The organism is Pseudonocardia petroleophila, assembly GCF_014235185.1.
GTDB lineage: Bacteria > Actinomycetota > Actinomycetes > Mycobacteriales > Pseudonocardiaceae > Pseudonocardia > Pseudonocardia petroleophila.
The window spans coordinates 1,043,379-1,067,289 of record NZ_CP060131.1; the positions used below are offsets into that span (position 1 = coordinate 1,043,379).

Genomic DNA, 23,911 nt, shown 5'->3' on the forward strand with positions numbered 1-23,911 from the left:
ATGTGCGCGGGTGATGCGAGAGGAAAAGAACAGCGGCCCGGGCCGCCGTCCGCACCGGCGTGCGCGAACGGCGACCCGGGAACAGTGAGCCGAGAGGTGCTACTTCACCTCGGGAGGCAGCATGTCGCCGATGAACTCGGCGGCCTCCTCCAGATTCCCGAACATCACGGTCCGGTCATCCATGTGGATCATCTTGCCGTAGTGCGTGGACATGTTCTCCTCGAACTCGGAGGCGTCGTAGAAGCCCTCCTCCTCGCCCAGTGCCTCGGAGATCTCGTCGTAGACGAAGTCCATCCGGCCCACGCAGTCCACGCGGATCATGGAGGGCAGGTGCGTGATGGTCACGTTCTCCTGCTTGTTCATGACGTCCGCGACGACCACGCCGACCTGGTTGTTCATCAGCGTCACGCCGGCCATGTTGCTGGCGGTGTTGTTCGCCTTGAACGGGCTCTCAGCGGTCTTGAAACCAGTCACTGCGACAGCTCCTTCGGGGGCTCCAGTCCGAGTTCGGTCACGATGCCGGCGAAGCGGCTCTTGGCCCGGTCGAGTGCGTCCTCGAAACGCGGGGGCTTGGCGTCGGGCTGGCTCCACAGGGGCTGCAGCGCGCGAGCGGCCTCGAGGCAGAGCGGAACCCAGTGGGACAGCCAGCCCTGCATGAGCTCCTTGTTGTAGGCCGCGAACTCCTTGTCCTGCGTCAGCGGGCCGAAGCACGCCTGCGTCCAGCGCAGGTCACGCTGCGAGTAGTCGTACTCGCCCGCGCCGATGACGGTCGGGGTCACGAAGTCGCCGTTGCCGGCCGCGGCCTGCTGGACCAGGTTGCTGCGGAACAGCTCGCCGATCAGGGGCTCGAAGACTACGTTGGTGGCGAAGGCCATCTCGCCCCAGTCGTCGTCGACGGCCGTGAGTGCCTCGACGACCTTGCGGACGCCCTGCCACTCGGCGTCGTTGTTCCACGCGTCGAGGTGCGCGGTGCCGTCGAAGCCCTCGATCTCCTCGGAGAGCGTGAGGTTGTACAGCGCCAGGTCCTGCGCGAAACGGATCTTGTGCATGCTGTTCACGACCATCGCCGTGTTGTGCATGTTGGTGGGGCAGGACCGGTTGATCGCGGCGAAGACGTACAGGCCGAGGATGTGCTCGATGTGCATCCACGCGCCGACGTTGCGCTCGACGAAGGTCTTCCAGTTCGCGGTCCAGTTGTCGAAGGCCTTCGCCTGACGGGCGTTCTCGACGTTCTGGGTGGTCTGGCGGACGACGTTCGCGTTGTAGCGGTAGAACGTCATCTCCCATTCCTCGTTGGGATCCCGGAACTCGTGCCAGCCGTGGGCGGGCCACTCCTCGACGTGGTTGTTGCCGGTGCCGACGCCGTTCTCCGGCTCGGGCTTGTCGACGCCCCAGGCCTTGAGCTTCGTCCAGGTCAGCGGGTATCCGCGGCTGCCGTCGGCGAAGCCGTAGATCCACCCCTGGGCGAGGTAGTGGCGGGGGTCGGGCTGGACGTCGACCGTGACGTCCTCGTAGTGGGTCTGCTTACGCTTCGCCGGCTTGTAGTAGTTGTACCGACGTGCGCTCGCACCGGAGTCCGGGAACTCCTGCGCGCCTGCCTCCGCATCCGTGAACTGTGGCTTCGGGACACTGCGTTCGGGACGTTGAGCAGTGGTCATGGGCTGTCCTCGCCTTCCGGTTCACCGGTGGTGGTGAACTTGTCGTAGAAGATGTTCGCCTCGAGTACACCGAGTGCCGTGAGCTTCGCCAGCGCCGCATCCACCATCGGCGGAGGCCCGCACACGTACGCGTCCCGACCCTTCAGATCGGGCTCGAGCCGTTCGACGACATCGGTGATGAGCCCGACCTCGCCGTCCCACTCGTCGTCACCGGCTGGCTCGGAGAGCGCCGGGACGTACCGGAAGCCGGGGATCTTCTCCTCCAGCTCCCGGAGTTCCTTCTCGAAACACAGGTCCCGCGACTGCCGGCCTCCGTAGTAGAAGATCGGCTTGCGGTCCGTCCCGCGTTCCGCCATCGAGCGCAGCAGGCCCAGCACCGGCGCCATCCCGGCTCCACCGCCCACGAAGATGATCGGCGAGGTCCGACTCTCCCGAAGCGTGAAGGTCCCGAAGGGGCCCTCCACATCGAGCCGGTCACCGATCTGCACCTTCTGGTCGAGGAACTCCGAGAACAGCCCATCGGGGTAGACCTTGATGACGAACTCGAACACGCCTTCGCGGCCCGGGACGTTCGCCATCGAGAACGAGCGGCTCTCGTCCGTGCCGGGTACCGTGATGTCCAGGTACTGGCCGGGAAAGAACTTGATCTCTTCTGGCTCGATCAACTTGAGGACGAGGTGTCGCATGTCGTGGGTGACCGACTCGTTCGAGACGACCTCGGCCACGCCCTTCTTCAGCGGCAGCCCCGACCGGATGATCTCCTCGTCGTACTGGAGGAGCTCGATCACCAGGTCCGAGTACGCGTGCGCCCGGCAGAGGAGGGTCTGCCCCTCCTCACGTTCGGAGTCCGGCAACGCGAACGTGGAGTACTTGTCGAGTTCGATGTCGTCCATGTCGCCCTCGAGGACGAACGACTTGCACGCCGCGCACTGACCCTCTTTGCAGCCGTGCATGAGCTGCACGCCGTTCTCGGCTGCGGCGCGGAGAATGTTCTGATCCTCGTCGACCTCGATCTCGATGCCCACCGGCTCGAACCTGACGATGTGCTTCTCACCCATTAGCTGTCTTGCGCCCTTCGCCGGTGGACCTGTGTGAATTACTGAGGCTGGCCTGAGCAGGGGGAGGGCCGACGATGGAGTCGCCGACCCTCCCCCCTCACCTGACCCGCGCTCAGGCGCTCGCGGGTGCCGGTCGTCCGGCGGGGCCCTGCTTGTTGTAATCAGCGAGGAACGCGGCCTTGCCGGCGGCGTCGAGCTCGTTGATGATCACGTTGGGGCTACCGCACGGCGGGCAGCGACGCAGGTGGTCCAGCGTCCACATCTTCTTGGGGTTCAAGTCGAGGTGGGGCTGTGCCGTCATGGTCTTGCCGTCGTCGCGGACGAAGCCCATGTCGGACACCACGTCGGCCCAGTTCCAGCCGTGGTAGAGCGTCTCCCACTCGCGGTGCCCGACCAGACGGCCCATGTTCGGGGTCTCGCGACCCTGGTACGTGGGACGGAAGGCCTCGACATCGGTCCAGCGGCAGACCTCGTGGCAGTACGTGCGCGTCACGCCGTCGATGTCGGCCATGACCATGTCCTCGCGGACCAGGCACGGGACCATGCAGGTCCAGCAGCGGGCCGGGTAGACGTAGTCGACGTCCTCGAAGACGATCGGGTTGTGCCCGTTCGGCACGGCGAGGCGGTTGTAGTTCTCCCACCACGCGCCGTACTTGTCGTACCAGCCCGGGTACTTGTACTCGAACCACTCGAAGTCCGTGTCGGTCATCGCGTCGATGCGCCAGTAGTTGGCGAGCCAACCGGTGGCGAAGAACTGCGCGACCTCGTGGACGTAGCCCTTCTCCCAGATCTGCTTCCACGACTCCTCGATCAAGTCGTGCGGGATGACCAGGCCGTACTTCTCGAGCGGGACGAGGTACGAACGGTAGTAGTCGTCGTAGATCCAACGACGCCACATCTCCGCGTAGGACTCGCGGTCCTTGCGGCGGTCCTTCGTGCCGTACTCGATGAAGGTACCGATGGCGGCGTCGACGACGCGGTGGTTGTTCCACCACGCGTAACGCAGGTCGCGCTCGAGCAGCTGGCGGTTGTCCTCGTCGGACAGGGCCATCAGCAGCGTGGCGTAACCGTTGGAGATGTGGCGCGACTCGTCGGACTGGACCGAGTGGAACACCGTCGGCAGCAGGTAGTCACCGTTGGCCGCAGCCTCGGCCGGCATGGCCACGAACAGGGTGTTCGTGAACGCCGTCTCGGCGACGATCGTCAGGTAGATGCTGGCCGCGGTGATCGCGTCACCGGTGATGAACCCCTCGGCGAACTGACGGCCGATGGTGCCGCAGTAGTCGCTGTGGAAGTTCCGCAGGCTGTTGTTGAAGCCCGCCGGGTCGATGTAGTTGTTCATGTAGAGGCGCTTCAGGTTCTGCTGGATCGTCGAGTGGCGAACCTCGTCGATCATCTGAATCGCCTGGCCGTTGTGCAGCTCCGGGTTCGGGACCACGTGGAACAGCATCGGCATCGACCGTGCGGCCGAGACCTCGGGCAACGGGATGATGCTGAGGAACAGCTTCTGCCACTCCAGCCAGCGCTCCTGCACCTGCCGGAACATGTTCCCGCGGATGGCTCCGTCAGACGCGCCGTAGACGCGGTGGTCCTTCTCCTCCTGCATGGGGAAGTAGGACCGCAGGACCTGCTTGAGCGGGTCCTTCTTGGCAGCCTTGCGGAAGGTGTAGTCGGTTCCGTACTTCATGTACGGCTCGTGGTACTGCGGCTCCCAGGAGAGTTCCTGGATCTTCTGGTGAGCCTTGGCCAAACTCTGCCGACTCAACGTCGTCTCCTCACGGTGGTGGTTTTCCGCGTTGCCGACACGAGCGCGGGCGTCTCGGCACCGGAGGTGAGCGCGGAGGTTGCGGCTGGCCGGGGGCTTGCGGGCCCCGGTGCTGCTCTCTCCGTGCCGGGAATCACACCTCCCCGGGAGGCAGCGTGCGGTCTCATTATGAGATTGTCCGACGTTACGACTCGCCCACTACCACTCGGTGCAGTGCGGCTGTACGGTCCATAGGCGCACCGGCCACCGCCGCGGACCACAGCAGCTCCGAGAAGGGCAACCGGTTGGACCACCCGGACGAGCACGCACTCGACCTCAGTGTCTCCCTGCGAGCGGCCTACGACCGTCGCGGGGCTTCTGCACGCCCAGGTCAGATGCGTCCCGCTCCCGACGGCGGCTCCGAGCAGCTCGCCCGCGCCCGCACCTCCTTCCTCGTGGACGAGGAGGTGGAGCCCGGCGTCGTCCGGGAGCCGATCCTCGCCTCGTGGACGCGCTCCCGGCACTACGACGTCGACGCCGACCGGCTCGAGCTGCCCTACGACTCCGACATCTCGATGGACTCGCAGCTCACCCGGGCGGCCGGCCCGATCATCCGGGAGGTCGCCGACCAGCTCGCCAGCGAGCCGGTCAGCCTGATCCTCACCGACGCCGACGGTGTCGTCCTCGACCGCCGCAGCGGCGACGGCGGGCTCACCCACCACCTCGACCGCATCTGGCTCGCGCCCGGCTTCAGCTACGCCGAGCGCTACGTGGGCACGAACGGGATCGGCACCGCGCTCGAGGGCCGCGGGCCCGCGCAGGTGTTCGGCCACGAGCACTACGCCGAGCACCTCGAGGACCTGGCCTGCGCCGGGGCCCCGATCCGGCACCCCGTGAGCGGCAAGGTCCTGGGCGTCGTCGACCTCACCTGCTGGCGCAGCGACGCCAACATGATGATGACCGCGATCGCGTCCACCGTCGCGAAGCGGATCGAGGAGACGCTGCTGGAGCAGTCCGGCCGCCGCGAACTCGCGCTGCTGCACGACTACCTCATCGCCTGCCAGCGGGGTCGCGGCGCGGTGTTCGCGCTCAGCGACGACCTGCTGATGATGAACGACCGCGCCCGCGAGCTGTTCGACCCGTCCGACCAGGGGCCGCTGCTGGCCGAGGCGGGCGAGGCGCTCAAGTCCGGCCAGCGCCACCAGGTCCTCGTCGACCTGCCCAGCGGCAACACCGCGCGCATCCAGCTGCGGCCCAGCTGGACCGAGGGCAACCGCGCGGGCGGCATCGCGCAGGTCCAGCTCATCACCAACGGCGCCGTGCCCACCCCGCGGACGTCCACCTCCTCGCCCGCCCTCCCGGCCGCGGTCGGGTCGGGCGCGCTGTGGACCAAGTGCTGCCAGGCCGTCGACCGGCACTTCCGCGCCCGCGAGTGGCTGGTGCTCGAGGGCGAGCCGGGGACGGGCAAGACCACCGTCGCGCGGGCCACCCACCAGGGCCGCACCCCCGCGGCCCACCTGCGGGTCCTCGACGCGGCCGACGCCGGCCCGCGCTGGTTCGCCGACGTCGCCGAGGAGCTGCAGACGGGCGGGGGCACGCTGGTCCTCACCCACGTCGACAGCCTGGACCCCGACGGCGTGCAGGCGCTGTGCGACGTCCTCGAGGAGCACCGCGACACCACCGACCCCGAGCGCCCCTGGGTCGTCGCGACCGTCACGGCGGGCACCGGGTCCCCCGAGCACCTCGGTGAGCTGCTGGGGCACTTCCCGAGCACCGTCGAGGTGCCGCCGCTGCGCCACCACGTCGAGGACGTCTCCGAGCTGGTGCCCTACCTGATCGCGCGGCTCACCCGCGGGGCCGAGCTGACCTGCTCCCCCGAGGCGATGCGCGTGCTCATGCGCAACCGCTGGCCCGGCAACATCGAGCAGCTGTACCAGGTGCTGCGCAAGGTCGTGGCCAAGCGGCGCACCGGGATCGTCTCGCCTGCCGACCTGCCCGCGGAGTGCCGCGCCATCACCCGGCGCGTGCTCACGCCGCTGGAGGCCATCGAGTGCGACGCGATCGTCGACGCCCTGCTCGACGCGTCGGGCAACAAGGCCGAGGCGGCCCGGCACCTCGGGATGTCGCGGGCCACCATCTACCGCAAGATCCGCGGCTACGGGATCTCGATGCCCACCTCGGGATGACCGCTGTCATCTACCCCGGTGACAGGCGGCACGGGTGATCGTCGGCCCCCGTCGCTAGGGTCGGCCGCATGTTGGACATCCGGGGGGTCTCCAAGCGGTTCGGGCAGGTCCAGGCGCTCGACGACGTCGGGTTCTCGGTGCGGCCCGGTGAGGTGTTCGGGTTCGTCGGGAGCAACGGCGCGGGCAAGACCACGACCATGCGGATCGTGCTCGGCGTGCTGTCGGCCGACGCGGGAGAGGTCGTCTGGCAGGGCCGGCCGGTCGACGCCGAGCTGCGCCGGCGCATCGGCTACATGCCCGAGGAGCGCGGCCTCTACCCGAAGATGAAGGTCGGCGAGCAGCTCACCTACCTCGCGCGGCTGCACGGGCTGCCCGCACGCGAGGCCCGGTCGGCGGTCGAGCGGTGGACGGCGCTGCTCGACGTGGGCCACCGGCTCGGCGACGAGGTCCAGAAGCTGTCGCTGGGCAACCAGCAGCGGGTGCAGCTGGCGGCCGCGCTGGTGCACGACCCCGAGGTGCTCGTGCTCGACGAGCCGTTCTCCGGGCTCGACCCCACCGCCGTCGAGGTGATGAGCGGGGTGCTGCGCAGCAAGGCCGACTCGGGCGTCCCGGTGATCTTCTCCAGCCACCAGCTCGAGCTCGTGGAGCGCATCTGCGACCGGATCGGGATCATCTCCGGCGGCCGGATGGTGGCGGCCGGATCGGTCTCCGAGCTGCGGGAACGCGAGGGGAGCGTCGTGCTGGAGGTGGAGGGCCCGCCCCCGGGGTGGGCGGCGGGCGTCGACGGGGTGGAGGTGGTCGCCTCCGACGGTCCCGGCACCCGGCTGCGCCTGGCCCCCGGCACCGACGACCAGCGGGTGCTCACGGCCGCACTGGCCGCGGGGCCGGTGCACGAGTTCCGGAGGTGGCGCCCGCCGCTGACCGAGCTGTACCGCGACGTCGTGGAGTCGGGGGTGCCGGCATGACCGCGCCGCTCGGTTCGCGTCAGGCGGTGCTGCTGGTCGCGGGCCGCGAGTTCACCTCGCAGGTCCGCTCCCGCAGCTTCGTGATCGGCCTGCTCGTCACCCTCGTGCTCTTCGGGGGCATCGGGCTGCTCGGCAGCGTCATCGCGGGGCAGTCGTCCAACCCCTCGCTCGGCGTCACGCCGGAGACGTCGTCGCTGCGGACCGCGGTCGAGCAGGCCGCCGCCACGCAGGGGCTCGACGTGCGGATCGTCCCGGTCGAGGACGGTCCGGGCCGGGTCCAGGTCGACGCCGACGAACTCGACGCCCTGCTCACCGGGTCCGCGGGCGACTACGAGCTGCTCGGCCGCGACGCCGTCGACCCCCAGCTGGAGGCGGTCGTCGGCACCGCCGTGCAGCAGGAGGCGCTGGCCGCCGCGCTGTCGCAGTCCGGGGTCGACCCGGCGCAGCTCGCGCAGCGGTCGCAGGTCAGCACCGACACGCTCCAGCCGGTCGACCCCGACCGGGGTGAGCGGCTCGCGCTCGCGCTCGTCGGCACGGTCCTGCTGTTCATCTCGCTGTCCGGCTACGGGCAGCTCGTCGCGACCGGGGTCGTCGAGGAGAAGCAGAGCCGCGTCGTCGAGCTGCTGCTCGCCACCATCAAGCCGTGGCAGCTGCTGGCCGGGAAGGTGCTCGGCCTGGGGGCGGTCGGGCTGCTCCAGCTGGTGATCCTGGGGATCATCGGCACCGTCGCCGCGGCGGGGGGCGGGTTGCTGACGGTGCCCGGGGCCGCGGCGGGGATGTTCGCGATGGTGGTGCTCTGGTACCTGCTCGGGTTCTTCCTGTTCGCGGCGCTCTACGCGGCGATCGGGTCGACGGTATCGCGCCAGGAGGAGCTGAACTCGGTCGTCACACCGCTGATCTTCGTGCTGATCGTCCCGTTCGTGCTGGTGGTCAACCTGCTCCCCGGGGATCCGCGCAACGAGCTCGCCGCGGTGCTCTCGTTCATCCCGTTCCTGTCGCAGACGATCATGCCCGCGCGCTACGCCCTGGGCGTCGCCCCGCTGTGGGAGGTCGGGGTGTCGGCGCTGATCGCGCTGGTCGCGGTCGTCGGCGTGGTCCGGGTCGCCGGCCGGGTCTACCAGAACTCGATCCTGCGCACGGGTGCGCGGGTCACGCTGCGGGAGGCGCTCGGCCGGCCGGCCGCTCAGTCGATGACGAGGTCGAGGGCGTAGTCGGGGAACCAGCCGCCGGCCTCGGGTTCGCCCGCGCGGCAGGACCCGTCCGACTCGCCGGGCCGTTTGATCCACAGCAGGGCGTCGACCAGCGGGATGCCGGGGTCGAGGGTCGGTGCGGTGCCGAGCAGGCGGTCGGGCGGGTTGCACCAGTTCGGGGCGCCGTCGGTGGGCTCCCCGGGACGGCCCGCCCCGTTGCGGCTGGTGTCGACGACGAACCGGACCCCGCCGCCCAGCGCCTCGGAGATCGCGGTGCCGTACGCGACGCTGGCCTCGGTGGTGTAGAAGTTCGCGACGTTGAGGCTGAACCCGGCGGCGCGGTCGACGCCGGCCCGCTCCAGCGCCGCGGCGGTCGCGGCGGCGTCACCGGTGAACCCGGGGTTGCCCGCGTCGATGTAGACGCGCGCGCCCGCGGCGGTGAAGGCGTCGACGGCGCCCGCGAGCAGCTCGTAGCGGCCGGAGCCGCCCTCCTCGGCGCACCCGGTGAGCTGGTGGGACAGGGCGTCGGGCTCCAGCACGACGATCGACTCGGCACCCCCGAGCCCTCCGGCGACCGACTCGATCCAGGACCGGTACTCGGCGGCGTCCGCCGCGCCACCGCCGGAGAAGCTCCCGCAGTCGCGGTCGGGGATGTTGTAGGCGACGAACAGCGGGATCGTCCCGGCCGCGGCGGCGCGGGCGGTGTAGGCCGCGACCGTGGAGCGCGTGCCGTCGCCGCCGGTGAGCCACAGCGGGACCGCCCGGTCGGCGAGGGCGCGGAGGGCGTCGGCGTCGGCGGTGCGGCCCTGCGCGGTCCACTCCTCGACCTGCCGGGCGGCGGGCGTCGTCGGGTCGACGTAGAGCGGGCCGTCCTGCGCGACGGGGGTCGGGACGAGGCAGCCGGTCCCGTCGACGTCCTGCACGCAGCCGATCTGCCGTGCCTGCGGCGGCGCGGCGGCGGTCGGGGCGGGGCCGGCCGAGACCACGATCCCGGTGACGGCGATGACCGCCGCCCCGATCAGCGCGGGCAGCTCGTGGGTGAACAGGCGCGAACGGCGTCGGCGGGACGGGGCCGGCGGGGCCTCCCCCCGCGGTGCCCGCGGGCGGGGCACCTCGAACCGGGGCGGGGCGGCGAGCTCGGCGGCGAGGCTGCGGTGCACCTCGATCTGCGCGAGCAGGTCCGGCGGCAGGCGGTCGAGGACCGCGACGGGACCGCTCCCGGGCCGGGCGCCGGCGCGGCCCGGACCGCGGTCCGGATCGGCCGACCGGTACAGACCGGTCACCCTCTCGCTCCTGTCCCTCGTCGACGTCCGTCGGATAGATCCGCCCGAACTGCCGATTCGTTACACGAAAGGGTGAGCCGACGCCGTCAGGAGGACTCGCGTCGTCGCGGAGAGTAGGCCGTGAACCCGGCGGCGACCGCATCCTCGGGGGTCCGGAACCACACCTCGGCCTTCGTCCGGCCGAAGTACGGGCTCGACGGCGGGTGGAACAGCATCGACCCCGCGTTGCCCTTGATCGTGAACTCCGGTCCCGGCGCCGACCCGTCCGGGAGCGGGGCGGCCGACCCGGGGCCGTACGGACTGACCCGGGGACGGGGCTTCGGGGACGGGCGGCGGGTCGGCTCCGGGGTCGCCACGGCGGACTGCTGCCCGGGTGGGGACGAGGTCAGCGACCGGACCGTGGGCGATGGGCGGGGGCCTGGGCTGGGGCGAGGCGGGGCGGGCGGGGCCGCAGCGGCGGGTGCCGGGGCGGGCGGCGGCGGGGCGGGCGCCTCGCGCACCGTCGCGTCGTCCGCGGACGTCGGGGCCTGCGCGGACGACGACGCGGACGGCGCGGGCGGCGGCGCCGGGGCGGGCGGGGCGGCCGGAGGCGACGGCGCGGGGGCGGCCGCAGGCGGGGCGGCGGGAGCCTGTGGGGCGGCGGAGGCCGTCACGGGTGCCGGGGCGCTGCCGTTCGCCGTGGTGCGGGGGGCGGCCGGCGGGCGCGGCGCCCGGACGTCGACGGGCTCGGCGGCGCGGCGGCGGGCGATCACCCAGGCGGCCCCCACCCCGAGCAGGAGGGCCGGGACGATCCAGCGGCCACGGCGGGACGGGCGGGCGTCGGTCACAGGTCTGCTCCCCTCGCGTGCGTGACGACGAACCTACCGTCCGCGTTCCCCCGTCCCACCGCACCACCTCGCAGGCGTCACTGACGGGCCGCCTTGACCAGGTCGAACCGCGCCAGCGCCTCCAACCGCTCGGCCTTGTGGTCGACCATCGGCTCCGGGTAGCCGTCCGGGACGCCGTCGGGCAGCGTCCACGGCTGGTGCGCCGCCTTGCCCGCCACGTCGCGCAGCTCCGGCACGTACCGCCGGACGTAGGCGCCGTCGGGATCGAACTTCTCCCCCTGCGTGATGGGGTTGAACACCCGGAAGTAGGGCGACGCGTCGGTGCCGCTGCCCGCGGTCCACTGCCACCCGTGCTGGTTGGAGGCCAGGTCGCCGTCGACGAGCAGGCGCATGAAGTGCCGGGCCCCCCACCACCACGGCAGGTGCAGGTCCTTGACCAGGAAGCTCGCGACGATCATGCGGACGCGGTTGTGCATCCACGCCTCCTCGCGCAGCTGCCGCATCCCGGCATCGACGATGGGGAACCCGGTCCGCCCGTCGCACCACTGCTCGAAGGCGCGGCGGGCGGCCGCCCCGGACGCGGTCGGCAGGGCGTCGAAGGACCGGTCGTAGTTCTCGCGGGCGGAGTCGGGCCGCTGGTGCAGGACGTCGGCGTAGAACTCCCGCCAGGCGATCTCGGTGCGGTAGGTCTCGGCCGACTCGCTGCGCCTGCGCGCCAGATCGGCCAGCAGCGTGCGCGGGTGCACGAGCCCGTACTTGAGGTAGACCGACATCCGCGAGGTGCCCGGCTTGTCCGGGCGGTCGCGGGCGGCGGAGTAGTCGTTGACGTCGTCGTCGAGGAAGGCCCGCCAGCGCGCCAGCGCCGCGTCCTCGGTGGCCTCGGGCAGCTCGGCGTCGACGGGCTCGTCGTCCGGGATCGCGACGCCGTCGAGATCGGCGGGGTCGATCCACTCGACCGTCGACGCGTCGGTGTCGGCCGGCCCGCGCCATCCGTGCTCGGCCCACGCCCGGCGGAACGGGGTGAACACCCGGTACGGGTCGCCGTCGCCCTTGCGGATCCGGCCGGGGGCCACCGCGTACGGCGACCCGGTGCGGACGAGCTCGCGGCCGGCGTCGGCCAGCGCCTTCGCGACGGCCTCGTCGCGGCGGGTGCCGTAGGGCCCGTAGTCGGCGGCGACGTGCACCGCGCCCGCCCCGACCGCCTCGGCGATCCGCGGCACGACCTCGGCCGGGTCGCCCTCGACGACGAGCAGCCGCCCGCCGAGCGACTCGTCGAGCGAGCGCAGCGCCCGGAACAGGAACGTCGAGCGGGCGGCGCCGGACGGGCCGAGCAGCGCGGGGTCGAGCACGAACAGCCCCAGGGCGCTGGGGGCCGCGGCGAGGAAGGTCGGCTGGTCGCGGACCCGGAGGTCACGCCGGAACCAGACGACGGAGGCGTCACTCATGGAGCGCGACGCTAGCGGCCGGTGCGGCCCGTCGCCCGGTGACGCCCGGTGTCAGGTCGGACCGTCCGGCCGGACCCGGGCCGCGAGCACCCGTTCCAGGGGCGGGCGCACCCACGCCGCCAGCGCCTCCGGGTCGTCGGGGCCGCGGACGAGCGCCGTGAGCACCAGCCCGTCGACGACCGCGGCCAGCTCCTCGGCGGCGGCCACCGGGTCGGCGGCACCGGCCCGGTCGAGCATCCGCGCACCGAGGCGGCGGATGGTGTCGCCACCGGCCAGCAGCGCGGACCGCAGGTCGGGGTCGCGGACGGCGGCGAGGCTCAGCTCGTGGCGGGCGAGGGTGCGGTGCCGCTGGGTGGTGGCCATCGAGACGGCGACGGCGACGAGCCCGTCGAGCAGGTCGACCGGCCCGTCCAGGCCGGCGAGCTCCCGCTCCAGGTCCAGCTCCAGCAGGCGTTCCACGCACCCGGACACCAGCGCCGACCGGCTCCGGAAGTAGTACGACGTGCTGCCGGCCGCGGCGTCGACGGCCCTGCACCGGGCCGGGCACGCGGTGACGGTGCTCGAGCGGGCGGGCGAGCTGCGCGAGACCGGGGCCGGGATCGGGATCATGCCCAACGGCGTGCTGGCCCTGGACGCCCTGGGGCTCGGCGGGCCGGTGCGCGAGCGGGCGGCGCCGTTCGCCGAAGGGGGGATCCGCGACCGGCACGGGCGGGCGCTGCTCGCCACCGACCGGTCCGCGCTGCGCGACCTCGTCGGCGCGCCCGTGACGGTGCTCACCCGCCCCTGGCTGCACCGGCTGCTCGCCGCGGCGCTGCCCGCGGGCACCGTCGTCACGGGGCGGGCGGTCACCGCGCTGCGGGAGGGCCCCACCGGGGTCGAGATCGACGGTCACCGGACCGACGTCGCGGTCGTCGCCGACGGGGCGGGGAGCCGGTTGCGGGCCGCGCTGTTCCCCGCGCACCCCGGGCTGCGCCGGTCCGGCGAGTCCGCCGCGCGGTCCGTCGCGACCGGGGTGCCCGCCGACCTCCCGCTCGCGCCGGGCGAGCTGCTCGACCACCGCACCGGCGACCGGTTCGGCTGCATGCCGATGTCCGACGGCGGCGTGTACTGGTACGCGACCTGGCGCGACACCGCCCCGGACGACCCACCGGCCCGGCACCGCTGGCTGCGCGAGCGCCGCGCCGACTGGCACCCGTGCGCGGCCGCGCTGATCGACGCGACCGCGCCCGAGGCGGTCCACGTCGTGCAGACCGCGCAGCTGGCCCGGCCGCTGCCGGCCCTCGCGGTGGGGCGCGTCGCACTGCTCGGCGACGCCGCCCACGCGATGACCCCCGACCTCGGCCAGGGCGCCTGCCAGGCGTTCGAGGACGCGGTGGCGCTCGGGGCGGTGCTCACCGGCGCCGGCCCCGCGGAGGCGCCCGCCGCACTCGCGCGCTACGACGCCCTGCGACGGCCCCGCACGAGCGCGCTCCAGCGGCAGGCCGCGCGGGCGAACCGCGTGCTGGGCCTCCACGGACCGGCGGGCCGGATCCGGGACGCGGCGCTCCGGCTCGTCCCGGGGGCGCTGTCCACGAGGGCGCTGGCCGCGCAGCTGGCCTGCACGCCGCCGCCGGACCCCACCCGTCACGCAGCAAGGCCACCTTCCCGCAACGAGATCGCGTGAAGGTGGCCTTGCTGCAACGGCGGGGAGGGTGGGGTCAGCGCTCGCCCATGCCCACGTAGGCCCGCTCGGCGGACCCGGTGTAGAGCTGCCGCGGGCGGCCGATCTTCGTGCCCGGGTCCTCGATCATCTCGCGCCAGTGGGCGATCCAGCCGGGGAGCCGGCCCAGGGCGAACAGGACGGTGAACATCTTCGTCGGGAAGCCCATCGCCCGGTAGATGACGCCGGTGTAGAAGTCGACGTTCGGGTAGAGCTTGCGCTCGATGAAGTAGTCGTCGGCCAGCGCCTTCTCCTCCAGCGCCATGGCGATGTCGAGGAGCGGGTCGGTGACGCCGAGGGTCTTGAGGATCCCGTCGGCCTGCTGCTTGACGATCTTCGCGCGCGGGTCGTAGTTCTTGTAGACCCGGTGCCCGAAGCCCATCAGGCGGGCGCCCTTGTCCTCCTTGTTCTTGACGCGGTCGACGTAGGCGTCGACGTTGCCGTCCTCCTCCTTCTGGATCTTCTGCAGCATCTCGAGGACGGCCTGGTTGGCGCCGCCGTGCAGCGGTCCGAACAGGGCGTTGATGCCGGCGGAGATGGAGGCGAACAGGTTGGCCTGCGACGAGCCGACGAGCCGGACCGTGGACGTCGAGCAGTTCTGCTCGTGGTCGGCGTGCAGGATCAGCAGCACCTCGAGCGCGCGGGCGACCTCGGGCTGGATCTCGTACGGCTCGGCGGGGAAGCCGAACGTCATGCGCATGAAGTTCTCGACCAGGCCCAGCGAGTTGTCCGGGTAGAGGAACGGCTGGCCGATCGACTTCTTGTACGCGTACGCCGCGATCGTCGGCACCTTGGCGAGCAGGCGCACGGTGGAGAGCTCGACGGCGTCGTGGTCGAACGGGTCGAGGGCGTCCTGGTAGAAGGTCGACAGCGCGCTGACCGCGCTCGACAGCACCGGCATCGGGTGCGCGTCGCGGGGGAAGCCGTCGAAGAAGCGCTTGAGGTCCTCGTGCAGCAGCGTGTGCCGGCTGACCTTGTTGGTGAACGCCGAGAGCTGCTCCTGGGTGGGCAGCTCGCCGTAGATCAGCAGGTAGCTGGTCTCGAGGAACGTGGACTTCTCGGCGAGCTGGTCGATCGGGTACCCGCGGTAGCGCAGGATCCCGGCGTCGCCGTCGATGTAGGTGATGGCGGACGTGCACGCCGCCGTGCTGCCGAAACCCTGGTCGAGGGTGACGAGTCCGGTCGTGGACAGCAGTTTCGACACGTCGAAGGCGGGTGCGCCCTCGGTGGGCGTACTGATCGCCATCTCGTGCTCGCCACCGGGGTAGTGGAGTACGGCGGCATCGCTCTGGTCGGCCATGTGGAGGTTCCCTCACACTCGCGTGGTCCAAGTCTGTTGAGCATCACGCTAGTGCGCCGGGCACCCGACCCGCTGGGCAGAGGTGCCCACATCACGCGAGGAGCGTCCCGGATGGCCCGCTACGGCACCCAGTTCGGCCCCGACATCACCTTCCTCGGCGTGCCCCGCTGCGACTGGTCGGATCCCGCGTCCTTCGCCGGTGCCGCGGTCGTCGTGCTGGGTGCTCCGTTCGACGGCGGGACGTCGCACCGACCGGGTACGCGGTTCGGCCCCCAGCACATCCGGCAGTCCTGCTACCTGCCGCACGACGGCTCCCGACCCTCCCTCGCGCTGCGCGTCGACGGGTTGGCCGACCTCGCCGTGCACGACGCGGGAGACGTCGAGATGTTCTCCGGCGACGCCGAGCGATCGGTGCGGGATCTGCAGGAGGCGGTGCACGCGATCGCGGCCGCCGGGGCCGTCCCGCTGGTGCTCGGCGGAGACCACACGATCGCGTGGCCCGACGCGGCCGGGGTCGCCCAGCATCTGGGACAGGGGCGCGTCTCGATGATCCATTTCGACGCCCACGCCGACACCGGCGACATCGAGTTCGGCTCGCTCGTCGGGCACGGGCAGCCGATGCGCCGGCTGATCGAGTCCGGCGCGGTGCGCGGTGACCGGTTCCTGCAGATGGGGCTGCGCGGGTACTGGCCGGGCCCGGAGACGCTGTCCTGGATGGCCGGCCACGGCATGCGGTCCTACGAGATGACCGAGATCGTCGCCCGCGGGCTGGACGCGTGCCTGACCGAGGCGTCCGCGATCGCCGTCGACGACTGCGACGGGGTGTTCCTGTCCGTCGACATCGACGTGTGCGACCCCGGCCACGCCCCCGGCACGGGCACGCCGGAGCCCGGCGGGCTCACCGCCCGCGAACTGCTCGACGCCGTGCGCCGCCTGGCCTACGAGCTGCCGGTCGTCGGCGTCGACGTGGTGGAGGTGTCGCCGCCGTACGACCACGCCGAGATCACCTCGTTCCTGGCCAACCGGGTGGTCCTGGAGGTGCTCTCCGGCATGGCCCGGCGCCGCCGCGACGCCGCCGACGGCACGACGTGGGACCCCCGCCGGCCGCTGCTCGACGGGCGCTAGCTGTACTGATCGGACAGGTTAGTCAATCTGGTGATCGGTGGGTGTCCGCCGCAGGCGGTGTGGGGTCGGTGATGGTTGTACTCGTGAATCCAGCCCGGTAGGGCTTTGCGGCGGTGGGTTTCGCTGGCGTAGAGCCGGCGGAACGCCCATCCCTCGACCAGGGTCCGATGGAACCGTTCGACCTTGCCGTTGGTCTGCGGGCGGTAGGGGCGGGTGCGGCGGTGGCGGATCTCAAGCTCGGCGCAGGCCTCGCGCCACAGGTGTGAGCGGTAGCAGGCGCCGTTGTCGGTCAGGACCGCCCGGACGGTGACGTGGCGGGCGGCGAACCAGGCCACTGCCCGGTGCAGCACGGCGACCGCGGTGGCGGCGGTTTCGTCGTCGCACATCTCGGTGTAAGCGACGCGGGAGTGGTCGTCCAGGACGGTGTGCAGGTAGCCGGTGCCCATCTTGGGATGGTGGTGACGGTTGCGCGGCTTGCCCGGGGTCGCGGCCCGATGACGCTTGCCTTGGGCGCGTCCGACGAAGCGCCATCCGCCGCCGTCGGGGATGTTGCCCAGCTTCTTCACATCCACGTGGGCCAGGTCGCCGGGGTGGGGATGTTCGTAGCGGCGCACAGGTTCCCCGGTGGCCCGGTCCAGGTGGGAGAGCCGGTTGATCCGGCACGAGGTCAGGATGCGGTGCACCGTGGAGGTCGACAGCCCCAGGATCGCGGCGATTCCGACCGGCCCCAGGCGTTGCTTCCAGCGCAGGTGCACGACCTTGCGCACCGCCGGGGCCGGCGTCGCGCAGGGTGAGTGGTGCGGGCGGGAGGACCGGTCTTGCATGCCGGCCTCGCCCTCGCAGGCGTACCGGTCGGCCCAGCGTTTCGCCGTCGGCCAGGACACCTGAAACCGTTCCGCAGCCCGGGCGACGGGCCAGTCCTGCTCGACGACCAGCTTCCCCAGCCGTAGTCGTGCGGTCGGGGTCAGCGCGGCGTTAGCGTGCACGGTGAGGACCTCCTGGGTCGTGGTGTGGGTGCCGTCAGACAGCTCCACACCACCCCAGGGGGTCCTCACCTATCAAGATCAGTCAGACCGTGTCGTCACACGACCTCGACCAACGTCTCCGATCAGTACACCTAGCCCTGCTCGAGCCGCTCCGCGTCGAGGTCCACCCGGCCCACCACGACGTGGTTGACCGCCCACAGCACCACGCCCACGACCAGCAGGACCCCGGCCACGAGGTACTCCGCGAACGGCTTGCCCGACAGCGGCGTCACCAGGAACCCGCAGAGCGCGATGCCCAGCCAGGGCGACCAGGACGGCGCGCGGAAGTGGTCGTGCTCGACGGGACGGCGGCGCAGCACCAGCACCGCGATGTTGACGATCGTGAACACGAGGAGCAGGAGCAGCGACGTGGTGCCGCCCAGCAGCGTGATGTCGGCGGACGCCACGAGGATCACCGCGATGACGCTGGTGAACACGATGGCGACCCACGGCGTCCGGCGGCCCTCGTGGACCCGGCCGAACACGCTCGGGATGACCCGCTCGTTGGACATGCCGTAGAGCAGCCGGCTCGCCATCAGCATGTTGATCAGCGCCGAGTTCATCACGGCGAACAGCCCGATCACCGCGAACAGGGCCAGCGGGAACCCGGGGGCGCCGACCTCCAGCACCCGCAGCAGCGCCCCGCTGCCCGCCTCCTCCAGCTCTCCGGCCGGCACCAGCAGCGACGACAGGACCGCGATCACCACGTAGATCGCGGCGGCCGCCCCCATCCCCCACAGCATCGCCCGCGGGAAGATCTTCGCCGGGCTGTGGCACTCCTCGGCCATGTTCACCGAGTCCTCGAAGCCGACCATCGCGAAGAACGCGAGCCCGGTGGCGCTGGTGATCGCCAGCAGGGCCGTCGAGTCGCCCGTGTCGATCTGGGTGAGCCGGGCGGGCTCGCCCTGGCCCTGCGCCACCGCGTAGAGCCCCACGCCGATGATCAGTAGCAGGCCGGACAGCTCGATGACCGTGAGCACCACGTTGGCCTTGACCGACTCCCCCACCCCGCGGAAGTTGATCAGGGCGAGGCCGAGGATGAACGCGCCCGCGACGGCCCAGGTGGGCAGCTCGACGAACTCGCGCAGGTAGGTGTCGCCGAACGCCTTCGCCGCCGTCGCCGCCGACGTCACCCCGGACGCCATCACGGTGAAGGTGACCATGAAGGTCAGGAAGTTGATGCCGAACGCCTTGTGCGTGTACAGCGCGGCCCCGGCCGCCCGCGGGTACTTGCCGACGAGCTCCAGGTAGCTGAACGCCGTGAGGAAGGCGACGACGAACGCCAGGAGGAACGGCAGCCACAGCGCGCCGCCGATCTTCCCCGCGACCGAGCCCATCAGCGCGTAGATGCCCGCGCCGAGGATGTCGCCGATCACGAAGAACAGCAGCAGCTTCGGCCCGATCGCGCGCTTCAGCTCAGGCTGGGCTGTGGCCGTGGTCACCCCGTCGCTCATACGGGGAGATGGTGAGGCATCCGGTGCGCGACGTCATCCGGAAGCGGGACCCCGGTAGCGCCAGAAGTCCGGGTAGCGCCGCACGACCACCAGCGCCCCGACGACGACGGCGACCCCGCCGGCCACGACCGCGGGCCCCGGGCCCGCCAGCGCGGCCGCCGGCCCGTGCCACATGTCGGCGATCCGCGGGCCGCCCGCGACCACCACGATGAACACGCCCTGCATCCGCCCGCGCATCTCGTCGGTGGCCACGGTCTGCAGCATCGACGAGCGGTAGACCGAGCTGACGAGGTCGGCCGCACCGCCGACGGCGAGGAACACGACGGCCAGCCACAGCGAGCTGGTCAGCCCGAACAGCGCGATCGACACACCCCAGACGCAGATCGCGACCGTCACCGCGACGCCCTGGCGCTGCACCCGCTGCAGCCAGCCGGAGAACAGCCCGGCCAGGACCATCCCGATCGGGATGGCCGCGAACAGCAGCCCGAGCGCGGGCCCGCCCCCCGGCGGGTCGCCGAAGACCGTCTGCGACATCTCCGGGAACACGATCCGCGGCATCCCGAACGCCATCGCGACGATGTCGATGAGGAACGACACCAGCAGCACCGGGTAGGCGGCCGCGTAGCGGAAGCCGTCGGTGATCTCGCGCAGCCCGGCCCGCCGCTTCGGCGCACCCGCCGGGCGGGGCTCCGGCGGCACCGCGGGCAGGCGCCAGGTGGCCCACAGCGTGGCGAGCAGGGCGATCGCGTCGAGCAGGTAGAGCATCGGGAGGCCGATCACCGGGATGAGCACCCCGGCGAGCAGCGGGCCGGCGATGGCCCCGATCTGGGCGACCGTCATGTTCAGCGCGTTGGCCGCGGGCAGCTGGTCGGCCGGGAGCAGGCGCGGGATCACGGCGCTGCGGGTGGGCTGGTTGACGGCCAGCAGCCCCGACTGCAGCGCGAACAGCGACAGGATCAGCCACACCCCGCCGACGCCGGTGGCCGAGGTGACCCACAGCAGCAGCGAGCTCGCCGCGATCCCGGATCCCGTGATCAGCAGCAGCGTCCGCCGGTCGACCGCGTCGGCGATCGCCCCGCCCCACAGCCCGAACACCACGAGCGGGACCAGGCCGAACAGCCCGGTCAGCCCGACCCAGGCCGACGACCCGGTGAGCTGGTAGATCTGCGTCGGCACCGCGACGACCGAGAGCTGCGCCCCGATGACGGTGACGACCCCGGCGAGCCAGAGGCGGCGGTAGGACGGGGTCGCGAGCGGCCGCGTGTCGGCCAGCACGCTGCGGATGCGGGCGAACCGCCGCGTGGGCGCATCGGCCGCGACGGGCTCGGTCGGCTGCTCCGGCCGCCGGTGGGGATGGGTGGGCTGGTCCGGCACACGTCAGGCTTACCACGCGGGCGGAACGGCGGTCCGCCGCCGACGTCCGGTTCCGCCCCACCCGTCCCGGACGTCCGGTGCGGCGTCCGTCTCAGCGGGTCGGCGTCTCAGGGGGCCAGGCGGCGGACCGTCCAGGTGCGGTCGCGGTCGGCCTCGAACCGCAGCCGGTCGTGCATGCGGTTGGTGCGGCCCTGCCAGAACTCCACCTGGTCGGGCACGATCCGCCAGCCGCCCCAGTGCGGCGGGACCGGCACCGGGTCGTCGCCGAAGCGCCGGGTGACGCCGGCGAGCGCGTCGTCGAGGACGCGGCGGTCGCGCACCCGCACCGACTGCGCCGACGCCCACGCCCCCAGCTGCGAGCCGCGCGGCCGCGTCGCCCAGTACGCCTGGGTCTCCTCCGCCGTGACCGCCTCGACGGTCCCGCGGACGTGCACCTGCCGGTGCTGGAGGTACCAGGGGAAGGTGGCGCTCGCGTAGCGCGTCGCGCGCAGGTCGTGGCTCTTGGCCGAGGTGTAGTTGGTGTAGAAGACGACGCCGCGGGCGTCGAGGCCCTTGCAGAGCACCGTGCGCGACGCCGGACGGCCGTCCTCCCCCGCGGTGGCCAGCACCATCGCGTTCGCCTCGACGACCCCGTCGGCCTCCGCCTCGGCCAGCCACGCGGCGAGCTGCCCGTGCCAGGTCGGGTCGAGCTGCTCGACGTCGAGCCCCTCGGACCGGTAGTCCACGCGCATGCCCGCCAGCTGATCCGTCATCGATCGCCTCTCCGTCACCCCGACGCGACGGTAGGTGGCCGCAGCGGCCCGGACAATCCCGGTGACCGATCCCACCCGGCTGCTGTGTTGCCTCCGCCCCATCACGGGGGCAGGGTGACGCCAACCGTGCCGCCCGACTGCGCCCATCTGCGCCGTGCGGACGCGGTTCGCGCACGTCCGGGGCACCCGATCCGGATCTGTGCGTGCTCCGGCCGACGACGCCACCGGTGTCGACCGGGGTGTCCGAAGTCGGGACCATTCGAGGAGGACGCGTGTCCACTGCGTCGACGGCGCCGACCGCGCCGGGATCCGCAGCCGACGCGGAGGCGGTACCTCCGCCTCCGCCCGGTTTCAAGTCCGGCCTGGAGGGCCACGTCGCCTTCCGGACCCAGATCGCCGAACCCGACAAGGACGGCGGCGCCCTGCGCTACCGGGGCGTCGACATCGAGGACCTCGTCGGCAAGGTCAGCTTCGGCAACGTGTGGGCCCTGCTCGTCGACGGCCGGTTCGGCCCCGGGCTGCCCCCGGCGGACCCGTTCCCCATCCCGGTGCACACCGGTGACGTCCGCGTCGACGTCCAGGCCGCGCTCGCCATGCTCGCCCCGTACTGGGGCTACCGCGCCCTGCTCGACACCGACGAGCAGGAGGCCCGCGACCAGCTCGCCCGCGCCTCCGTGATGGCCCTGTCCTACGTGGCCCAGTCGGCGCGCGGGATCGGCGTCCCCGCGGTCCCGCAGGCCCGGATCGACGAGTGCACGACGATCACCGAGCGCTTCATGACGCGCTGGCGCGGCGACCCCGACCCGGCGCACACCAAGGCCATCGACGCGTACTGGGTGTCGGCCTGCGAGCACGGCATGAACGCCTCGACGTTCACCGCGCGCGTCATCGCCTCCACCGGGGCCGACGTGGCCGCGGCCATGTCGGGCGCGATCGGCGCCATGTCCGGCCCGCTGCACGGCGGTGCGCCCGCCCGCGTGCTGCCGATGCTGGAGGAGGTCGAGCGGACCGGCGACCCGGCGGCGCTGGTCAAGGGCATCCTCGACCGCAAGGAGAAGCTCATGGGCTTCGGGCACCGGGTCTACCGGGCCGAGGACCCGCGGGCCCGCGTGCTGCGCCGCACCTGCCAGGAGCTCGACGCCCCGCGCTACGAGGTGGCCGTGGCCCTGGAGCAGGCGGCGCTGTCCGAGCTGCGCGAGCGCCGCCCGGACCACCCCATCGAGACCAACGTCGAGTTCTGGGCGGCGGTGATCCTCGACTTCGCCGAGGTGCCGCCCCACATGATGCCCGCGATGTTCACCAGCGCCCGCACCGCGGGCTGGTCGGCGCACATCCTGGAGCAGAAGCGCGAGAACAAGCTCGTGCGCCCGTCGGCCCAGTACATCGGCCCGGGCCCGCGCAAGCCCGAGGCCGTCGAGGGCTGGTCGGAGATCTGACCGTGCGCGGAAACGGCGGCCCCGGCCGCCGTTTCCGCGCACGACCTACACCGGGACCGGCTCCCGGCGCACCATCAGCGACAGCACTCCGGCCAGCAGGCACAGCGCCCCGCCGATCTGCCAGGCCAGGTCGTAGGCGCCGATCTGGTCGCGCACCACGCCGGCGCCCAGCGCCATCAGCGCCGCCCCGACCTGGTGGCTCGCGAACACCCAGCCGAACACCACCGGCGCCCGCGCGCCGAAGATCTCCCGGCACAGCGCCATGGTCGGCGGGATCGTGGCCACCCAGTCCAGGCCGTAGAAGATGATGAACGCCAGCATGGTCAGCTGGATGTCCGGCCCGAACAGGGCCGGCAGCGCGGCGAGGGAGACCCCGCGCAGCACGTAGTAGACGAGCAGCAGCACCCGCGGGTCGTAGCGGTCGGTGAGCCAGCCCGACGCGGTGGTGCCCGCGATGTCGAACAGGCCGACCAACGCGAGCAGCCCGGCCGCCACCGTCTGCGGCATCCCGTGGTCGTGCGCGGCGGGGATGAAGTGCGGCTGGATCAGCCCCATCGTGGTGGCGCCGCAGATCATCATGCCGGCGGCGAGGTACCAGAACGGCCTGGTGCGCGCGGCGTCGACGAGGGCGCGCACGGCGGTGCGGCCCGCCCCGGTGCGGATCGGGTCCCTGTCGTCGGCCGCGGTGCCGCCGTAGGGCGTGACGCCCAGGTCGCGCGGGCGCTCCCGCAGGAGCAGCAGCACCAGCGGGACGACGGCGAGGGCCACCACGGCCACCCCGAGCGCGGCGGCGCGCCAGCCCGACGACTCCGCGACGAGCGCGATGACCGGCAGGAACACCAGCTGCCCGGCCGCGCCACCGGCCGTCAGGACGCCGGAGACCAGGCCGCGCCTGGCCACGAACCAGCGGCCGGTGACGGTGGCGACCAGCGCCAGTGCCATCGAGCCCGTGCCCAGCCCCACCAGCACGCCCCAGCACAGGACGAGCTGCCAGCTCGCGGTCATGAACACCGTGAGCCCGCTGCCCGCGGCCACGACGACGAGCGCCGCGGTGATCACCGGCCGAATGCCGAAGCGCTCCATCAGCGCCGCGGCGAACGGGGCGGTGAGGCCGTAGAGGGCCATGTTGACGGCGACGGCGGCCGAGATCGTGGTGACCGACCAGCCGAACTCGTTCTGCAGCGGCTCCATCAGCACGCCCGGGACCGCCCGGAACCCGGCGGCCCCGACCAGCGCCAGGAACGTCACGGCGGCGACCCACCAGGCGGGGTGGATGCGCCGGGCCGACACGCTGAGTTCGCTCATGCGACTCAGCATCGCCCATCACCCCTTCCGGCGGAAGCCCCCGGGGTGATCGGGCGCACGTGAGTCGGCCGGAACGCGGGTGCGA

The 23,911-nt window shown here is 72.2% G+C and carries 20 protein-coding genes; 6 read left to right on the top strand and 14 right to left on the bottom strand.

Features of this window, described 5'->3' with window-relative positions:
• Window positions 1-99: 99 nt before the first annotated feature.
• From mimD to H6H00_RS05175, 4 genes are all read right to left on the bottom strand, one after another.
• On the bottom strand, window positions 100-474 hold the full coding sequence (gene mimD / locus H6H00_RS05160) for a propane 2-monooxygenase effector subunit MimD (RefSeq protein WP_185720206.1): 375 nt from the start codon (window positions 472-474) through the stop codon (window positions 100-102).
• Window positions 471-1,658: an aromatic/alkene monooxygenase hydroxylase subunit beta gene (locus tag H6H00_RS05165; RefSeq protein WP_185720207.1), complete on the bottom strand. Its 1,188-nt coding sequence runs from the start codon at window positions 1,656-1,658 to the stop codon at window positions 471-473. Before H6H00_RS05165 ends, mimD begins: the two co-directional genes overlap by 4 nt.
• The gene (locus H6H00_RS05170) at window positions 1,655-2,716 is read right to left on the bottom strand and encodes an FAD-binding oxidoreductase (RefSeq protein WP_185720208.1); all 1,062 of its coding nucleotides are present in this window, start codon (window positions 2,714-2,716) and stop codon (window positions 1,655-1,657) included. Before H6H00_RS05170 ends, H6H00_RS05165 begins: the two co-directional genes overlap by 4 nt.
• A 112-nt stretch (window positions 2,717-2,828) precedes the next feature.
• Window positions 2,829-4,466, bottom strand: coding sequence for a ferritin family protein (locus tag H6H00_RS05175; RefSeq protein WP_172167838.1), 1,638 nt, complete (start codon window positions 4,464-4,466; stop codon window positions 2,829-2,831).
• Between the two features lie 389 nt (window positions 4,467-4,855).
• On the opposite strand from H6H00_RS05175, the gene H6H00_RS05180 reads away from it, so the two are divergent.
• From H6H00_RS05180 to H6H00_RS05190, 3 genes are all read left to right on the top strand, one after another.
• A complete protein-coding gene (locus H6H00_RS05180) occupies window positions 4,856-6,646 on the top strand; it encodes a sigma-54-dependent Fis family transcriptional regulator (RefSeq protein ID WP_185720209.1) in 1,791 nt (596 codons plus the stop codon).
• A 68-nt stretch (window positions 6,647-6,714) separates the two neighbouring features.
• Entirely contained in the window at window positions 6,715-7,611 is an 897-nt protein-coding gene (locus tag H6H00_RS05185) for an ABC transporter ATP-binding protein (protein ID WP_185720210.1), read from the top strand.
• The gene (locus H6H00_RS05190) at window positions 7,608-8,822 is read left to right on the top strand and encodes an ABC transporter permease (protein WP_185720211.1); all 1,215 of its coding nucleotides are present in this window, start codon (window positions 7,608-7,610) and stop codon (window positions 8,820-8,822) included. The genes H6H00_RS05185 and H6H00_RS05190 overlap by 4 nt, the downstream gene beginning before the upstream one ends.
• Here the strand turns inward: H6H00_RS05190 and H6H00_RS05195 are convergent.
• The 4 genes from H6H00_RS05195 to H6H00_RS05210 form a co-directional block, all read right to left on the bottom strand.
• Window positions 8,795-10,084: a glycoside hydrolase family 6 protein gene (locus tag H6H00_RS05195; protein ID WP_221775801.1), complete on the bottom strand. Its 1,290-nt coding sequence runs from the start codon at window positions 10,082-10,084 to the stop codon at window positions 8,795-8,797. The two genes, H6H00_RS05190 and H6H00_RS05195, sit on opposite strands and share 28 nt — an antisense overlap.
• Before the next feature lie 86 nt (window positions 10,085-10,170).
• Window positions 10,171-10,911, bottom strand: a complete 741-nt coding sequence (locus H6H00_RS05200) for a sunset domain-containing protein (RefSeq protein ID WP_185720212.1) — start codon at window positions 10,909-10,911, stop codon at window positions 10,171-10,173.
• A 77-nt stretch (window positions 10,912-10,988) separates the two neighbouring features.
• Window positions 10,989-12,356, bottom strand: coding sequence for a cryptochrome/photolyase family protein (locus tag H6H00_RS05205; RefSeq protein WP_185720213.1), 1,368 nt, complete (start codon window positions 12,354-12,356; stop codon window positions 10,989-10,991).
• 51 nt (window positions 12,357-12,407) lie between these two features.
• Window positions 12,408-12,815 (bottom strand): TetR family transcriptional regulator C-terminal domain-containing protein, encoded by a 408-nt coding sequence (locus H6H00_RS05210; protein WP_185720214.1) that lies wholly within the window; start codon window positions 12,813-12,815, stop codon window positions 12,408-12,410.
• Window positions 12,816-12,858: 43 nt separating this feature from the next.
• Here H6H00_RS05210 and H6H00_RS05215 point away from each other — a divergent pair, with 43 nt between their 5' ends.
• A complete protein-coding gene (locus H6H00_RS05215) occupies window positions 12,859-14,019 on the top strand; it encodes an FAD-dependent monooxygenase (protein WP_185720215.1) in 1,161 nt (386 codons plus the stop codon).
• A 34-nt stretch (window positions 14,020-14,053) separates the two neighbouring features.
• Here the strand turns inward: H6H00_RS05215 and H6H00_RS05220 are convergent, their stop codons facing one another.
• Window positions 14,054-15,355, bottom strand: coding sequence for a citrate synthase (locus tag H6H00_RS05220; protein WP_185720216.1), 1,302 nt, complete (start codon window positions 15,353-15,355; stop codon window positions 14,054-14,056).
• A gap of 111 nt (window positions 15,356-15,466) precedes the next feature.
• On the opposite strand from H6H00_RS05220, the gene speB reads away from it, so the two are divergent.
• Window positions 15,467-16,480, top strand: a complete 1,014-nt coding sequence (gene speB, locus H6H00_RS05225) for an agmatinase (protein ID WP_185720217.1) — start codon at window positions 15,467-15,469, stop codon at window positions 16,478-16,480.
• Here speB and H6H00_RS05230 read toward each other — a convergent pair.
• The 4 genes from H6H00_RS05230 to pdxH all read right to left on the bottom strand — a co-directional run bounded on the left by H6H00_RS05230 (window position 16,477) and on the right by pdxH (window position 21,085).
• A complete protein-coding gene (locus H6H00_RS05230) occupies window positions 16,477-17,466 on the bottom strand; it encodes an IS481 family transposase (protein WP_185722178.1) in 990 nt (329 codons plus the stop codon). The genes speB and H6H00_RS05230 overlap by 4 nt on opposite strands.
• Window positions 17,467-17,597: 131 nt before the next feature.
• On the bottom strand, window positions 17,598-18,959 hold the full coding sequence (locus H6H00_RS05235) for an APC family permease (protein WP_185720218.1): 1,362 nt from the start codon (window positions 18,957-18,959) through the stop codon (window positions 17,598-17,600).
• Window positions 18,960-18,992: 33 nt separating this feature from the next.
• Window positions 18,993-20,333 carry an MFS transporter gene (locus H6H00_RS05240; protein ID WP_221775802.1) on the bottom strand — a complete coding sequence of 447 codons (1,341 nt, stop codon included), beginning with the start codon at window positions 20,331-20,333 and terminating at the stop codon, window positions 18,993-18,995.
• A 107-nt stretch (window positions 20,334-20,440) separates the two neighbouring features.
• On the bottom strand, window positions 20,441-21,085 hold the full coding sequence (gene pdxH, locus H6H00_RS05245) for a pyridoxamine 5'-phosphate oxidase (RefSeq protein ID WP_185720219.1): 645 nt from the start codon (window positions 21,083-21,085) through the stop codon (window positions 20,441-20,443).
• 362 nt (window positions 21,086-21,447) lie between these two features.
• On the opposite strand from pdxH, the gene H6H00_RS05250 reads away from it, so the two are divergent.
• Window positions 21,448-22,521: a citrate synthase 2 gene (locus H6H00_RS05250; RefSeq protein ID WP_255425808.1), complete on the top strand. Its 1,074-nt coding sequence runs from the start codon at window positions 21,448-21,450 to the stop codon at window positions 22,519-22,521.
• 45 nt (window positions 22,522-22,566) lie between these two features.
• Here the strand turns inward: H6H00_RS05250 and H6H00_RS05255 are convergent, their stop codons facing one another.
• On the bottom strand, window positions 22,567-23,826 hold the full coding sequence (locus H6H00_RS05255) for an MFS transporter (protein WP_255425584.1): 1,260 nt from the start codon (window positions 23,824-23,826) through the stop codon (window positions 22,567-22,569).
• Between the last annotated feature and the right edge of the window lie 85 nt (window positions 23,827-23,911).

Coding starts and splice junctions, on each gene's coding strand:
- H6H00_RS05170 (WP_185720208.1), bottom strand. CDS start 2,716: ATGGGTGAGAAGCACATCGTCAGGTTCGAGCCGGTGGGCATCGAGATC.
- H6H00_RS05255 (WP_255425584.1), bottom strand. CDS start 23,826: ATGAGCGAACTCAGCGTGTCGGCCCGGCGCATCCACCCCGCCTGGTGG.
- H6H00_RS05180 (WP_185720209.1), top strand. CDS start 4,856: ATGCGTCCCGCTCCCGACGGCGGCTCCGAGCAGCTCGCCCGCGCCCGC.
- H6H00_RS05185 (WP_185720210.1), top strand. CDS start 6,715: ATGTTGGACATCCGGGGGGTCTCCAAGCGGTTCGGGCAGGTCCAGGCG.
- H6H00_RS05220 (WP_185720216.1), bottom strand. CDS start 15,355: ATGGCCGACCAGAGCGATGCCGCCGTACTCCACTACCCCGGTGGCGAG.
- H6H00_RS05190 (WP_185720211.1), top strand. CDS start 7,608: ATGACCGCGCCGCTCGGTTCGCGTCAGGCGGTGCTGCTGGTCGCGGGC.
- H6H00_RS05205 (WP_185720213.1), bottom strand. CDS start 12,356: ATGAGTGACGCCTCCGTCGTCTGGTTCCGGCGTGACCTCCGGGTCCGC.
- H6H00_RS05235 (WP_185720218.1), bottom strand. CDS start 18,959: ATGAGCGACGGGGTGACCACGGCCACAGCCCAGCCTGAGCTGAAGCGC.
- speB (WP_185720217.1), top strand. CDS start 15,467: ATGGCCCGCTACGGCACCCAGTTCGGCCCCGACATCACCTTCCTCGGC.
- pdxH (WP_185720219.1), bottom strand. CDS start 21,085: ATGACGGATCAGCTGGCGGGCATGCGCGTGGACTACCGGTCCGAGGGG.
- H6H00_RS05165 (WP_185720207.1), bottom strand. CDS start 1,658: ATGACCACTGCTCAACGTCCCGAACGCAGTGTCCCGAAGCCACAGTTC.